General features: G+C 63.2%; 11 protein-coding genes. 9 read left to right on the top strand and 2 right to left on the bottom strand.

Annotation, left to right across the window (positions count from 1 at the left end; all coding sequences use genetic code 11):
- The first annotated feature begins 76 nt into the window (after window positions 1-76).
- Window positions 77-2,839, top strand: coding sequence for a preprotein translocase subunit SecA (gene secA / locus ACSAMP_RS16495; protein ID WP_457801082.1), 2,763 nt, complete (start codon window positions 77-79; stop codon window positions 2,837-2,839).
- A 64-nt stretch (window positions 2,840-2,903) separates the two neighbouring features.
- On the opposite strand, the gene ACSAMP_RS16490 is transcribed toward secA, so the two are convergent.
- Entirely contained in the window at window positions 2,904-3,944 is a 1,041-nt protein-coding gene (locus ACSAMP_RS16490; RefSeq protein WP_457801081.1) for a hypothetical protein, read from the bottom strand.
- 166 nt (window positions 3,945-4,110) lie between these two features.
- Here ACSAMP_RS16490 and ACSAMP_RS16485 point away from each other — a divergent pair, with 166 nt between their 5' ends.
- The 8 genes from ACSAMP_RS16485 to ACSAMP_RS16450 all read left to right on the top strand — a co-directional run bounded on the left by ACSAMP_RS16485 (window position 4,111) and on the right by ACSAMP_RS16450 (window position 11,709).
- Window positions 4,111-6,597, top strand: coding sequence for a winged helix-turn-helix domain-containing protein (locus ACSAMP_RS16485; protein WP_457801080.1), 2,487 nt, complete (start codon window positions 4,111-4,113; stop codon window positions 6,595-6,597).
- Between the two features lie 87 nt (window positions 6,598-6,684).
- Window positions 6,685-6,924, top strand: coding sequence for a hypothetical protein (locus ACSAMP_RS16480; protein WP_238045174.1), 240 nt, complete (start codon window positions 6,685-6,687; stop codon window positions 6,922-6,924).
- 22 nt (window positions 6,925-6,946) lie between these two features.
- A complete protein-coding gene (locus ACSAMP_RS16475; RefSeq protein ID WP_457801079.1) occupies window positions 6,947-7,573 on the top strand; it encodes a hypothetical protein in 627 nt (208 codons plus the stop codon).
- 29 nt (window positions 7,574-7,602) lie between these two features.
- Window positions 7,603-8,427 carry a hypothetical protein gene (locus ACSAMP_RS16470; protein ID WP_457801078.1) on the top strand — a complete coding sequence of 275 codons (825 nt, stop codon included), beginning with the start codon at window positions 7,603-7,605 and terminating at the stop codon, window positions 8,425-8,427.
- Window positions 8,428-8,452: 25 nt separating this feature from the next.
- Window positions 8,453-9,769 (top strand): hypothetical protein, encoded by a 1,317-nt coding sequence (locus ACSAMP_RS16465; RefSeq protein WP_441796064.1) that lies wholly within the window; start codon window positions 8,453-8,455, stop codon window positions 9,767-9,769.
- Window positions 9,770-9,789: 20 nt separating this feature from the next.
- Window positions 9,790-10,707: a hypothetical protein gene (locus ACSAMP_RS16460; RefSeq protein WP_457801077.1), complete on the top strand. Its 918-nt coding sequence runs from the start codon at window positions 9,790-9,792 to the stop codon at window positions 10,705-10,707.
- A gap of 4 nt (window positions 10,708-10,711) precedes the next feature.
- Window positions 10,712-11,512 (top strand): hypothetical protein, encoded by an 801-nt coding sequence (locus tag ACSAMP_RS16455; RefSeq protein WP_457801076.1) that lies wholly within the window; start codon window positions 10,712-10,714, stop codon window positions 11,510-11,512.
- Entirely contained in the window at window positions 11,509-11,709 is a 201-nt protein-coding gene (locus tag ACSAMP_RS16450; protein WP_457801075.1) for a hypothetical protein, read from the top strand. Before ACSAMP_RS16455 ends, ACSAMP_RS16450 begins: the two co-directional genes overlap by 4 nt.
- An 85-nt stretch (window positions 11,710-11,794) precedes the next feature.
- Here the strand turns inward: ACSAMP_RS16450 and rpoC are convergent, their stop codons facing one another.
- The gene (rpoC, locus tag ACSAMP_RS16445; protein ID WP_441796068.1) at window positions 11,795-15,487 is read right to left on the bottom strand and encodes a DNA-directed RNA polymerase subunit beta'; all 3,693 of its coding nucleotides are present in this window, start codon (window positions 15,485-15,487) and stop codon (window positions 11,795-11,797) included.
- Window positions 15,488-15,489 lie beyond the last annotated feature (2 nt).

Genomic DNA, 15,489 nt, shown 5'->3' with positions numbered 1-15,489 from the left:
AAAGTGCGGAATTATGGTCACCTGCACCGGACAAAAATAGAGACAACAAATCACGACCAAGAGGTGTTTTGCGAATATGAGTTTGTTTACCAAGATCTTCGGCACGGCCTCTCAGCGGGAGCTGAAGTCCATCTATCCCATCGCGGACAAGGTGGACGCCCTGGAGGAGGAGTATAAGGCCCTGACCGACGCCCAGCTCCAGGCCAAGACCCCCGAGTTCAAGGCCCGTCTGGCCAACGGCGAGACCCTGGACGACATCCTGCCCGAGGCCTTTGCCGCCTGCCGCGAGGCCGCGTGGCGCGTGCTGGGGCTGCGCCCCTATCGGGTCCAGGTGGTGGGCGGCATCGTGCTGCACCAGGGCCGCATCGCCGAGATGCGCACCGGCGAGGGCAAGACCCTGGTGGCCACCCTGCCCGCCTATCTGAACGCCCTGGCCGGAAAGGGCGTCCACGTCATCACCGTGAACGACTATCTGGCCAAGCGTGACTCCGAGTGGATGGGCAAGGTCTATCGCTTCATGGGCCTGACCGTGGGTCTGGTGGTCCACGGGGTCATGGGCCCGGAGAAGAAGGCCGCCTATGACGCCGACATCACCTATGGCACCAACAACGAGTTTGGCTTTGACTATCTGCGGGACAACATGGCCATCTACTCCCAGGAGCTGGTCCAGCGGGGCCACTCCTTCGCCATCGTGGACGAGGTGGACTCCATCTTGATCGACGAGGCCCGCACCCCCCTGATCATCTCCGGCCAGGGCGAGGAGTCCACCCAGCTTTATACCATCGTGGACCAGTTCGTCTCCCGCCTGAAGTGCAAGCGCATCGCCAAGGTGGACGAGAAGGAGGAGGAGGACGTCAACATCGACGCCGACTATGTGGTGGACGAGAAGGCCCGCACCGCCACCCTCACCGCCCCCGGCATCAAAAAGGCGGAGGAGTTCTTCCACCTGGACAACCTGGCCGACCCGGAGAACACCACCCTGTCCCACCACATCAACCAGGCCATCAAGGCCCGGGGCGTGATGAAGCGGGACATCGACTATGTGGTCAAGGACGGCGAGGTCATCATCGTGGACGAGTTCACGGGCCGACTGATGTTTGGCCGCCGGTATAACGAGGGCCTGCACCAGGCCATCGAGGCCAAGGAGGGCGTTCAGGTGGCCAACGAGTCCAAGACCCTGGCCACCATCACCTTCCAGAACTATTTCCGCCTGTATGACAAGCTGTCCGGCATGACGGGCACCGCCATGACCGAGCAGGAGGAGTTCGGCACCATCTACGAGCTGGACATCGTTGAAATTCCCACCAACAAGCCCATCGCCCGTATCGACCACCCCGACGTGGTGTATAAGAACACCGCCGGAAAGCTCCGGGCCATCCTCAACCAGATTGAGGAGTGCCACAAGAAGGGCCAGCCCGTTCTGGTTGGCACCGTGTCCATCGAGAAGTCCGAGGAGCTGTCTGACCTGCTCCGCCGCCGGGGCATCCCCCACAACGTTCTGAACGCCAAGAACCACGAGAAGGAAGCCGAGATCGTGGCCCAGGCCGGCAAGTTCGGGGCCGTCACCGTGGCCACCAACATGGCCGGCCGCGGTACCGATATCATGCTGGGCGGCAACGCCGAGTATCTGGCCAAGTCCGACCTGAGAAAGGCCGGTCTGTCCGACGCCCTCATCGCTGAGGCCACCGGCTTTGCCGAGACCGAGGACGAGGACATCCTCAACGCCCGGAAGATGTTCACCGAAGCCGAGGCCAAGTATAAGGAGAATATCAAGGCCGAGGCCGCCAAGGCCCGTGAGGTGGGCGGCCTGTTCATCCTGGGCACCGAGCGCCACGAGTCCCGGCGCATCGACAACCAGCTGCGCGGCCGTGCCGGCCGTCAGGGCGACCCCGGCGAGACCCGGTTCTTCCTGTCTCTGGAGGACGATATCATGCGCCTGTTCGGCTCTGAGCGGGTGATGGGCATGATGGAGAAGCTGGGCGTGGACGAGGACACCCCCATCGACGCCAAGATCCTGTCCGGCGCCATCGAGAACGCTCAGAAGAGCGTGGAGTCCCGGAACTTCCAGACCCGGAAAAACGTGCTGCAATATGACGACGTGATGAACACCCAGCGTGAGGTCATCTATAAGCAGCGCCGCCAGGTGCTGGACGGCGAGGACCTTCAGGCCTCCATCCAGACCATGCTCCACTCCATGGTGGAGAACGCCATCCACGGCCACATGGGCGAGCAGAAGCACATGGACGCCGAGGCCTTCCGGGAGGCCGTGGCCCCCTTCCGCGCCATGTTCCTTAAGCCCGGTGAGCTGGAGCTCACCGACGAGGAGCTTCAGCAGTACGACGCCGAGGGCCTGGTGGACCTGGTCAGCGGCAAGGCCCACGAGGTCTATGCCCAGAAGGAGCAGGAGATCGGCGCGCCCCTCATGCGGGAGCTGGAGCGGGTGCTCATGCTCCGGGTGGTGGACGAATACTGGATGGACCAGATCGACGCCATGAACGAGCTGAAGCAGGGCATCGGTCTGCGGGCCTATGCCCAGACCGACCCCGTAGTCGCCTATAAGAAGGAGGGCTACGAGATGTTCGAGAACATGGTGGCCGCCATCCAGGAGGAGACCCTGCGCCGCCTGTTCCTGGTCCGCCTGCGCAAGAACGAGGAGGTCAAGCGGGAGCGCGTGGCCAAGGTCACCTCCGAGTCCGGCGGCGGCGAGGACGTCATCCGCAAGGAGCCCGTGAAGCGGGTCATCAAGATCGGCCGCAACGACCCCTGCCCCTGCGGCAGCGGCCTGAAGTGGAAGAAGTGCACCTGCGCCCAGTATCACCCCCAGGGCACTCAGGAATAATTTAAACTGAAAGCGATAAAAAGCTGCGGAGAACGCCAAATTGGCAGGTTCTCCGCAGCTTTTCTTATTTTTTCATTTTCACACAGGGTATCTCATACCGCTCCGCCATCTGGAACAGCTCCGTCATAAAGCCGTCCCTCCCGCGGCTGAGCCGGGACAGGTCCAGCCGATACACCCTGCCCTGGGCATACAGCCGCAGGGTCTTCCAGCCCCTGACCTGCCCCTTGACCGGGACCATCTCCACCCGCTCTATCTCCCGCCAATAAAGCTCCCGCTTTTTTCTCAGGGGATACCGGAGGACCAGCTTCTCCCGGGAATAGCGGATGCTGGTGGTGACGCAGATGAACAGGCCCACCACACTCACCAGGCCGCACACCGGGGCAAACCAGATGGCAAACCACTGGGAGGGTTCCCGCTCCAACGTCAGCTCCATCACCTGGCCGACCCCCAGCTGGGCCAGCATGGCCACATAGACCGTCAGGATCAAAATGCCCATGCCAGCCATCAGGAAATACTCCCCGCCATAGCCCAGGGCGTGTGTCTTGGGCCTGTCCTGGGTCTGCTCCCGGTAGTAGTCCGCCACCGCCCCGGGGCACGCCTTTTTCAGCACCAGGAAGAAGACGTCATAGTTCAGCATCCCCACGTCCACCGACAGGATCTTTGTTCCGTCCAAGCGATACAGGTGAATGATGCGGTCAAAGCTGCCCGATATCCTCCGCACGTCGCTCCAGCGATAGACCTGGGTCTTTCGAAAGGCCCGGTGCAGCTGAAACTCCTCCCCGTTAAAATACACGCACTCCCGGGCCATCATGTTGCCCCCCAGGGTGGTGACGATCATGGTCAGGATGGCCACGGCGATGCACAGGGCCCACATGGGCCGCGCCTTCTCCGGCGCTCCGTCCAGGATGTACAAAACGCTGAAAAAGCCGACCACCGCCACCACCACGACCCCCAGGGCATAGAGCACATAGCGCTTTCCCGGCGGCTGGCACAGGATGCCCATCCCCTCCGGGATCTTTGCCACCTGCCGCCGTCCGCCGCCGGTAATTAGTGAGATGACCCAGGCCACCACGGCCAGGGCCAGCGTAAATAACAGTCTGTTCATCCTTCGCCCCCGCTGTCTGAAAATTTTGTCCTATCGCTACTATCCTACCACACTCCCCCGCCGGTGACAAGGATGTCGGTTTAAGGCGGTTTTCTTTTCCGGCATCTTCCAAAATCCCTTCTGATATGTTACAATATGGGCAAATCAAAAAACGGAGGACGCTGCTATGCCTAAGCGGAAGGGCGATCTGAATACCATCTACATCTCGGAGCGATTGCAGGAGTGCCTGCGGCCCATCGCCCGCTGCGGGCTGACCATAGTGGTGGCCCCCATGGGCTATGGCAAGACCACGGCGGTGAACTGGTATCTGTCCCAGCGCGCCCAGGAGGGGCCGGTCCATATCGTCCGGGTCAGCGTCTATTCCGACAACCTGGCCATCTTCTGGAAGAGCGTGCAGGACGCCTTTGTCCACGCCGGGCTGAGCTTTCTGGCCGACTGCCCCTGCCCCACCGACGACGCCGGGGCCAGTCTGCTGTCTGACGACCTGTGCCGGGCCTTTGCCGGGGAGGTCCCCTGGTACATCTTCATCGACGACTTCCATCTGCTCACCGATGGCCGAGCCGCCGCCTTTTTGTGTACCCTGGCCAACCGGCTGCCCCAGTCCGTCCACCTGATCGTGGCCAGCCGGGACCGCTTCCTCCCCCCGGAGGAGACCGTCCGCCTGGGGCGGCGGCTGTGTCTCATCGGCACGGACCAACTGCGGCTGAACCACACGGAGCTGGCCGTCTATGCCCACCGATGCGGGGCCCAGCTCTCTGAGGCGCAGATCGAGACCCTGCTCTATTCCAGCGAGGGGTGGTTCTCCGCCATCTATCTGAACCTGCGCACTCTGGCCGAGCGGGGGGCCCTGCCCGACAGCCGCTCGGACATTTATGCCATGTTCTCCGCCGCCATGATCGACCCCCTGGCCCCCCGCCAGCGGGAATTCCTGGCGGTGATGGGCCTGGCTGATGAGTTCACCGTGGATATGGCCCGAGAAATCACCGGGTACGAGGACGCAGAGGAGGTCCTGGCCGCCCTCACCGGGCAGAACGCTTTCGTCTCCCACCTGCCCGACGGCTGCGCCTATCGCTTCCACCATATGATGAAGGAGTGCGCCCAGCGTGCCTTTCTCACCCTGCCCCAAAGCCGGCAGACCGACTATCACCGCCGCTATGGCCGGTGGTACGAGACCCGGCGGCAATATCTCCACGCCATGGCCGCCTATCGCCGGGGCGGGGATGACCACGCCCTGCTGCGGGTGGTCCGGGACGACGCAGGCATTTTCCTCTCCTCCCTGAAACCGGAGACGGTGCTGAACTTTTTGGACCGCTGCCCGCCGGAGACGCTGAAGGCCCACCCCCTGGCCCTGCTGGTGCTCATGCGCAGCATGTTCAACTGGCGGCGCATCCCCAAAATGCTGGAGCTGAAGGAGCTGCTTCTGTCCGCCATAGCCGAAAACCCGGACATGGACCCAGAGGAGCGGGGGAACCTGCTGGGGGAGTGCGACCTGATCACCAGCTTTTTGATGTACAACGACATCAGCGCCATGAGCCGCCTGCACCGCAGCGCCAGCGCCCAGATGTCCCGCCCGGCCATCAGCATCCAGAACAGCGGCGGTTGGACCTTCGGCTCCCCCTCAGTGCTGATGATGTTCCACCGCCAGAACGGGGCTCTGGACCGGGAGCTGGCCGAGATGGACGAGTGTATGCCCCACTACTATAAGATCACCCGGGGCCACGGCCAGGGGGCGGAGACCATCATGGCCGGGGAGGCCGCCCTGATGCGGGGCCGCTTTGCCGACGCCCACATCGCCCTGGAGCGCTCCTATGCCCAGATCGAGGGCAACGGCCAGGAGAACATGGCCCTGTGCGCCGACTTTCTGGCCCTGCGCCTGTCCCTGTGTGCCGACACGCCCCTGCGGTATGCCCCGGAGCAGCGCCGCGCCGCCCTGCTGGGGCAGCACAACATCTCCTGGGTGAACATCTTCACCGCCGCCTGCGCCTATTACTATGCCCTGCTGGAGGACACAGCGCAGATACCGGAGCTTTTCGCCGGGCACCGGCTGGCCTCGGTGAACTTTCTGGCCCCCGGACGGCCCATGATGGACCTGATCGAAAACCAGGTCTATCTGGCCCAGGGGGCCTGGGCCAAGGTCATTGGCCGCGCCCCCGGCCTGCTGGCGGCCTGCGGCGGGCTGCACTATGCCCTGGTGGCCCTGCATATCAACTTGCAGACGGCGGCGGCCTATGCCATGCTGGGCAAAGAGACGGACGCCCTGGCGCTCCTGCACGCCGCCCTGGCGGACGCCCAGCCCGACGGGCTGGTCCTGCCCTTTGTGGAGAACTTCCGCTATCTGAAAAATCTCCTGCCCCTGTGTCCCCCCTCCCCCCTGACAGAGCAGATCGCCCAGTTAGGACCCCAGTGGCTGGCCCGGTGCCGCCGCCTGACGGAGCAGGACGCCTGCCCCGCCGCCTTCGCCCCTCTCACCCAGCGGGAGCGCGAGGTGGCCGCCCTGGCCGTCCAGCGCCTGAGCAACCGTGAAATCGCCCAGCAGCTGTTCCTGTCCGAGGGCAGCGTGAAGCAGTATGTCAATCAGATCTACTCCAAGCTGCACATCGAGGGGGACGCCCGCACCAAGCGCATCCAGCTCATCCGGCTGGCAAATTCCTAACCATTGGTTAATACCCCAATATCCGCATCCACCGTACAATAAAGCTGTACGGTGGATGTTTATTTTTTCGGGAAAGGAGGAGGGCGCTTGTACCGGAGGTATATCTCGTCAGTCGCGCCCCTGGCCGACTATATCCTTCAGGTGGACTTTGTCTCCGGCAGCCGTCTGCTGCTGGACATGAAGCCCTATCGGGACAAATTCCGCTTTCAGTCCATCTTTCAGCCCCAGGTTTGGAACAGCGCCGTGACCAACGGCATCTTTGTCCGCTTCGGCGGCGTGGAGCTCAGCCACGACGAGATTTTAGCCATGGCAGAGCGGGAGCACTGACACAATGCAAGGAGGAATACACATGAAACGACTCAGCCGATCCCTGGCGGCGGCCCTGATGCTCGCCCTGCTGGCCGGATGCGGCCAGGCCCAGCCCGGCACAGACGTGAATGGCAGCAGTTCGTCTGTCGGCCAGTCCAACCAGTCTGTGTCCGGCAGCAGCGACGGCAGCACAGGCGGCCAGACCGTCCCCGTGCTCATGGGCGGCGCCCTGCCCTTTACGGGGATGGAATCCGTTACTGCGGAGAACTATCCCGACGGCACCTACTTCTATCAGGATGTGACCCAGGACGGGCAGATGGACGTCTTCAACGTCTGCCAACCCAACCGCATCACCGACGGGGTGGACGAGGACGACTATCTCTGTGCCGCCGCCCGGGCCCTGGACCCGGAATCGTCCACTGTCTATCAGTTCGGCGATGTGGTGCAGGACCCGGACTATTCCCAGGCCCTCTCCTACCCCGTGTACCGCATCACCTTCACCACCGGAGCGAATGAGGACCAGCGGGACTGGACCGTGTTTGCCCTGAACACCGACAGCCACACCTACTTCTATGCTTTCCGCGCCACGCCCCAGGCTGCGGAGGACCTGTCTGATCTCTATGCCGACGTATTTTCCCAGCTTACGCTTGCCGACCCCGCCCAATAAGGCAACAATGCCATCAGGAGGAATAAAACATGAAAAAACAGAACTATCTTGCCCCCGCTCTGGGCCTGGGCCTGGCCCTGGCCCTGACCTTGCTGTGCTCCGGCTGCGGCAGCAGCGACACCACAGACGGAAGCCCGGACCTCACGCCCCCGGACTCCATGTCCATGGTCAAGGACTATGACATCCAGACGGATGCCGACGCCTTTGTGGGCACCTGGCTCCCCGAGGGGGACAGCGCCTATGCCTATCTGGAGATCACCTCCGGCGACGGCGAATATCTGTGGGGTCTGTACAGCCAGGAGGACCTGGCGGCCAGCGGCTATCTCCAGTATGAGGCGGACTATGACTGCATCTATGCCCACAACGACCACGACGGCGTGGGCCACCCCATCACCCTGAACGACGACGGCAGCCTGACCCTGGCCACCTTCGGCACCTTTGTCCCCGGCCATATCGACTTTGGAGACGACAGCGGCGACGGCAGCTGGATCTACATCAGCGGCACTGACCCCACAGACAGCGACACCAGCACCAACTACGACACGAATGAGAGCGGCTGGTCTGCCGCCGAGGCCGACCCCACCGCCTTCGCCGGCATCTGGTACCGCAGCGGCGATTTAGACGCGGACAGCTTTATCGTCATCGACTCCGACGGCAGCTGGCACCTCTACCAGCGGGCCCCCGGAGCGGAGAATGCCGAGATGGACTACGGCTCCATCATCCCCTCTGACACCGAGCCCTACACCTATTACGCCGTCTCCGACCCCTACGGCCTGTCCTATCGCATATTCGACTATGACACCGACGAGATCACCTGGGGCGAGGACAACGAGTACTACGATCGCCTGGAGTGACCGTCTTTCAGAAAGGAGCAGTGACATGGACATCCGCAGTAAATACCTCGCCCTGATCCTGTGCGCTGGAACGGTCCTCTCCCTGGCCGCCTGCGGCGGAGATGGGGATGTGGCCGGGGACGATTGGCGCACCACCGGCCTTGTGGCAGCCAGCGGTACCATTACCCACGACGGACAGAGCGTGGACGTGGTGGTCACGGTGGACGAGGAGAGCGCCGCCTTCTATTGGGACCGGCCGGAGCAGCTGCTGTATGACAGCGTGAAATTTCCCATGACCGTGCCCAACGCCCGGGACAACTTTGACAGTATCTCCTTCGACGATCTCAACGGCGACGGGGAGACCGACGTGACCGTGGACTTCTCCACCGCCGACGGGGGCGAGACCCATCTGGTCTGGCTGTGGGAGCCTGAGACGCGCTATGTGTTCCAGCCTGACCAGTCCTATGACACCATTGGCGGGGACGAGGACCCGGTGGCCGCCTATGTGGGCTTGTGGGAATATCAGGACGAAAACCTGTGGCTGCGCATCCACGAGGATGCCTCCTGGGAGTTTGTCAACTCGGCGGACGAGGTACTCTATGACGGCGTGGTCCTGGCTGACAGCTCCGGGGTGGAGCTCCACTTCGACGGCAACGGGGATACCCTGCGCCTGGACGCTTCCCCCGACGGGACCCTGCTGGACAACGTGAACGGCGGGGTGCTGGTCCCCACGGATACCATTCAGTCCTCCGTCCCCTTCTTTGAACAGAAGGGGCTGGAGCTCACCGCCCAGACCGACGGCGGCAGCTATCTGCTGAAAAACGGCCTGGCCTGCTACACCGCCGGCGGGAACGACTACACTCTGCGGGACTGCTATTGGTCGGTGGACATCATCCGGGATCAAATCAGCGGCGGCCAGCGGCAGCTGGAATTCAACGCCGTCTGCTATCTGCCCGACCTGCCCATCTTCAACAGCACCTTTGCCACCACCGTGACCAGCGGCCTGTACGACTATAACACCGGCACCTGGCTCACCGACACCGCCTCCTACACCCCCACTGCCTCCGGCGGCGCACCGGATACCCAGACCATCCAGTGGAGGGGCAGCAGCTATGACATCGAATTTCGCACCACGGTGAATTGGTCGGGTACCACCGGGGATGTCTACGACGTGATGACCAAGACCTATGTGGTCACCATGCCGGAGGACTATCACGGTCTGGTCCTGGCGGTGGAGGCCCAGCCGGGCACCTATGCCGAGCTGAGTAAGCGGGAAAATCTGGACAGCATCTGTCCCGGGGGCAACCTCATGGACCTGCCCACCATCGACCCCTACACCAGTCTGTATTTTGACTTAGGGTAAGCCGAAAGGAGGCCGACGAGATGAAACGCGCCAACCTGCTCCCCCTGTTTGCCCTGTCCACCCTGCTGCTGGGCCTGACCGCCTGCGGCGACGGGGCAGAGCCCTCCCCTCCCCCGTCCATGACGGCGGAGGAGCTGGCCGGGGTGTGGACCGACGGGCTGCAGAACTTCCTCCTGCTGGACCCGGACAACAGCCGCTATCTCTACCTCACCTACTATGGCCGCCTGGGCTCCGGGGACATGGACCTGGAGGACCGGCCCATGCTGTCTTATGACGATTTTCTCTATGACTTTCTGCCCCAGGATGAGGGCTTCGTCCTGGACCAGAACGGCTCCTCTGACCGGGAGAATTTAGACGGCATGGTCTTCACCCGCTATGACCAGGAGGAGACCATGTGGGACCAGCTCCTCCAGGCCGACGAGGGGCAGCTTGCCGCCCTGGACGGCGTGTGGCAGGACCCCCTGGACGAGCTGCTGGTCATCGACACGGACCGGATGGAGTACATGGCCTACAGCAGTCAGTCCAGAGGGGTGGCCACCGGCACCCTGGCCGACGCCCACGATGGCCGGGGGCCCTATCTGTTTCTCAACGGCAGGGCATACCCCAAGTTCAGCCTAGGCAACGACATTCTGATGCTCTATTTCTACCCCAGCCAGACCCAGGAGCCGGACGGCACCTTCTCCGGCGTCTTTTACCAGCAGGGCACGGCCCAGGAGATTGCCCTGTACCACCTGGATCAGGCCAAGTTCACCTATTTTGAGGGGCATCTGGTCTATTTCGACGGGCTGCGCATGTTCTATATGCCCGAAAACTATTCCGTCGGCGAGGACGGCCTGGCCTATGACCAGGACGGAAACCTCTTCGCCGCAGGCTTTGACTTTACGCCCCTGGACCCCGCGGAGCTCTGGGGCCCGGACTGGGCGGACAACTGGGGGTAACACCATGAACGAAAAATCAAACGACGAAATTTTGTCCCAAAAGCTGATGAAGCTCCAGCGAAACAGCCGCCGGGGCCTGCTCCTATTCCTGCTGGGTTTTATCGGGGTGGTCTGCACACTGGTAGGCTGGCTCTTCGGTCAGGGGGAGGAAAACAAGCTGCCCATCCTCCTCTTCACCGCGGTCCTGCTGGCGGGCATCGCCACCACCCTGCTCTGCGACAAAAAGCGCAATGTCCTCATCCAGTCTCAGATGGGGGAGGAGCTTCAAGCCATGACGGAGGGGGCCTTCGGCCCCGACTCCCCCCGCTCGGGCCTGACGCTGGAGGAGAGCTTGCTCCGCCAGGTGTGGCCCCAGGGGCAAAACTGGGAGCGCTGCAAACTGGAGCAGACCCATACCGGACGCTGGCGGGAGGTGCGCTTTTCGGCGGCCAACGGGACCCTGGAGCACGTGTACCAGGTCAAGCGGGACCAGACTTATTCCGACGCGACGGAGGAGGTCTTCGCTGGTCTGTTCCTCACCGTCCAGATCAAAAACGCCCCGGCGGCCCTCTCCCAGCGCACTGAGGAGGCCCTCACCCGGGCCGCCGGGACCCTGCCCGAGGTGGTCCATCTGGAGCCAGGGCGGCTCTTCCTGGCCATCCACACCCCGGTGCGCTTTGCCCAGGTGCCCTTCGACGCTGACCCCCGGAACATCGACAACCTGCGCTGGGGCTTTCAGCGCTCCTTGGAATATGTCCAGGGCATTCTGGACGTGCTCCTTCAGGACCGGGACCTGTTCCCCGCCGGGAAAGGCGGGCAAGCATGACCCTGGGTGGGGCGGCGGTCCTGCTCCTTCTGGCCGCCGCCGGGATACCCCTCTCCCGAGCGCTCCTCTGGGACCGGCCCCGCCTGCGGCTGGTCTGCACCCTGGTCTGTGTTCTGGTGATTTTAGCCTGCGGGGCCTATCTGGGGGCGGGACTGCTGCTCCTCTCCGCCGTTCAGAATCAGCCCCCCGCCCCATGAGACACATGAGACACAAAAAACTGCCGCACTTCCGTTTGGTTGGAAGTGCGGCAGCTTTATTTTTTGTTATGGGAAACGCTAGGCGTCAGGCCTGGGGCTGCTCGCTGTCGGCGGGCTTCTCCAGCTCCATGGAACCGACCTCGAAGAACAGGTCGTCGTCCTTGTCGGCGCCGTCAGCGCCCTCCTGGGCGGGCTCTGCCAGAGGCTCGGCCACCACAGAGGGGGAGGTGACGTTCATCCCGGGCAGGTTGCCCTCGTCGTCGATGGGGTCGTCCTTGCGGTACTGAGCCAGGCCGGAACCGGCGGGGATCAGCTTACCGATGATGACGTTCTCCTTCAGACCCAGCAGGTGGTCCACCTTGCCCTTGATGGCGGCCTCGGTCAGGACCTTGGTGGTCTCCTGGAAGGAGGCGGCGGACAGGAAGGACTCGGTGGCCAGAGAGGCCTTGGTGATACCCATGAGCAGGCGGGTGCAGGTGGGCAGACGCAGCTCCTCGCCCATCTCGTTCTTCTCCCCGGCGGCGATGCGGGCCTTCACGGCCTCCTCGGCGTCGCGGAACTCGGTGATCTCGATGGTGGAACCGGACAGCAGGTCGGAGTCCCCGGCCTCTTCCACGCGCACCTTGCGCATCATCTGGCGGACGATGACCTCGATGTGCTTGTCGTTGGTGTCAACGCCCTGCTGACGGTACACCTTCTGCACCTCGCGGATCAGATAGTTGTGGCAGTCAGACAGGCCGCGGATGCGCAGCACCTCGTGGGGAGACAGCGCGCCCTCGGTGAGCTCCAGGCCCTTGGGCACTACGTCGCCGTCCTTCACCTTGATCCCGGCGGAGTAAGGCAGGGCATAGGTCACCACCTCGCCGTCGTCGGCGGTGATGGTCAGGTTGCACATGACGTTGCGCTTGGTCTCCTCAATGGAAACTCTGCCGCCGATCTCGGCCAGCTGGGCCATCTTCTTGGGCTTGCGGGCCTCGAACAGCTCCTCCACTCGGGGCAGACCCTGGGTGATGTCGCCGCCGGCCACGCCGCCGGTGTGGAAGGTACGCATGGTCAGCTGGGTACCGGGCTCGCCGATGGACTGGGCGGCGATGATACCCACGGCCTCGCCCGCGCCAACGGGCTCGCCGATGGCCAGGTTGATGCCATAGCACTTAGAACACACGCCGCTTCTGGACCGGCAGGTCAGCACGGAGCGGATCTTCACAGAGTGGATGCCGTGGGCCTCCAGCTTCTCGGCGTCGTCCTTGCGCATCATGGTGTCCCGGGTGATGAGCACCTCGCCGGTGGCGGGGTCCACAATGTCCACAGAGGGATAACGGCCATGGATACGCTCGGCAAAGGTCTCGATGACCTGGCCATACTCCTCGATCTCGGCCACGTCGATACCGTCGGTGGTGCCGCAGTCCTCCTCGCGGATGATGACCTCCTGAGACACGTCCACCAGACGACGGGTCAGGTAACCAGAGTCGGCGGTACGCAGAGCCGTATCGGCCATGCCCTTACGGGCGCCTCTGGCGGAGATGAAGTACTCCAGCACGGACAGGCCCTCACGGAAGTTGGCCTTGATGGGGATCTCGATGGTACGTCCGGCGGTATCGGCCATCAGACCGCGCATACCGGCCAGCTGACGGATCTGAGCCATAGAACCACGGGCGCCGGAATCGGCCATCATGAAGATGGGGTTATAGCGGTCCATGTTCTCCTGCAGGGCCACGGTGACGTCGGCGGTGGTCTTCTCCCAGGCGGCCACGGACAGGCGATAGCGCTCCTCGTTGGTGATCAGACCGCGGCGATACTGGCGGTCGATCTTGATGATCTCCTTCTCGGTCTCGTGGATCAGCTCATACTTCTTGGCGGGCACGGTCATATCCGCGATGGCAACGGTCAGGGAGCCCACGGTGGAGTAGTGATAGCCCAGGTCCTTGATGGCGTCCAGCATACCGGCGGACTTGGTGAAGCCGTGCTTGTTGATGCACTTGTCGATGATCTTGCCCAGCTGCTTCTTGCCCACCACAAAGTTGATCTCCGGGTCGAACATGTGCTCGGGATCGGTACGGTCCACAAAGCCCAGGTCCTGGGGGATGGCCTCGTTATAGATCAGGCGGCCCACGGTGGTCTCCACCAGCTTGTGGCGCATCTCGCCGTCGATCTCCTTGTAAATGCGGACCTTGATGGGGGAGTGCAGGGTGACCACACCGGCGTCGTAGGCCAGCATGGCCTCGTTCTTGTCGGCAAAGACGTGGCCGGTGCCCTCCTCGTCCCGGGTGAAGGTCAGGTAATAGGCGCCCAGGATCATATCCTGAGAGGGGATGGTGACGGGGCCGCCGTCCTGGGGACGCAGCAGGTTGTTGGCGGAGAGCATCAGCACCCGGGCCTCGGTCTGGGCCTCGGCGGACAGGGGGACGTGAACGGCCATCTGGTCACCGTCGAAGTCGGCGTTAAAGGCGGTACACACCAGGGGGTGCAGCTTGATGGCGCGGCCCTCTACCAGCACGGGCTCGAACGCCTGGATGCCCAGACGGTGCAGCGTAGGCGCACGGTTGAGCATGACGGGGTGCTCCTTGATGACGAACTCCAGGGCGTCCCAAACGGCGCCCTCGCCCTTCTCCACCATCTTCTTGGCGGCCTTGATGTTGTTGGCCAGGCCGTCCTCCACCAGCTTCTTCATGACGAAGGGGCGGAACAGCTCGATGGCCATCTCCTTGGGCAGGCCGCACTGATAGATCTTCAGGCTGGGGCCAACCACGATAACGGAACGGCCGGAATAGTCCACGCGCTTGCCCAGCAGGTTCTGGCGGAAACGGCCCTGCTTGCCCTTGAGCATGTCGGACAGGGACTTCAGCGCCCGGTTGTTGGCGCCGGTGACGGCGCGGCCCCGGCGGCCGTTGTCGATCAGGGCGTCCACGGCCTCCTGCAGCATCCGCTTCTCGTTGCGGACGATGATGTCGGGGGCGTTGAGCTGGATCAGGCGCTTCAAGCGGTTGTTGCGGTTGATGACCCGGCGATACAGGTCGTTCAGGTCAGAGGAGGCGTACCGTCCGCCGTCCAGGGGGACCATGGGGCGGATCTCGGGGGGCAGCACGGGCAGCACATCGATGATCATCCACTCGGGCTTGTTGTGGGACAGCCGGAAGGCGTCCACCACCTCAAGCCGCTTGACGATGCGGGCCTTCTTCTGGCCGGAGGCGTCCTTCAGCTCGGCCCGGAGCTGCTGAGACAGCTCCTCCAGGTCAATCTGCTGAAGCAGCTTCTTCACGGCCTCGGCGCCCATGCCGGCGTCAAAGTCGTCCTCATACTTCTCCCGCATGTCCCGGTATTCCTTCTCAGACAGGATCTGATTCTTGGACAGGGGGGCAAAGCCGGGGTCGATGACGATATAGGCGGCGAAGTACAGCACCTTCTCCAGGATGCGGGGGCTGATGTCCAGCAGCAGACCCATGCGGGAGGGGATGCCCTTGAAATACCAGATGTGGGACACGGGGGCGGCCAGCTCGATGTGGCCCATGCGCTCGCGGCGGACCTTGGCCTTGGTGATCTCCACGCCGCAGCGGTCACAGATCTTGCCCTTGTAGCGGATCTTCTTATACTTGCCGCAGTTACACTCCCAGTCCTTGGTCGGCCCAAAGATCTTCTCGCAGAACAGGCCGTCCCGCTCGGGCTTCAGGGTGCGGTAGTTGATGGTCTCGGGACGCTTGACCTCGCCATAGGACCACTCGCGGATCTGCTCGGGGGAGGCGATGCCGATGCGGATGGCGTCAAACTCAGCGTAACTCATTT

The organism is Flintibacter sp. SJQ-8 (genome assembly GCF_054108085.1).
Note: the sequence above shows the minus strand (reverse complement) of the source record. Positions and strands in the feature narration are given on the sequence as shown.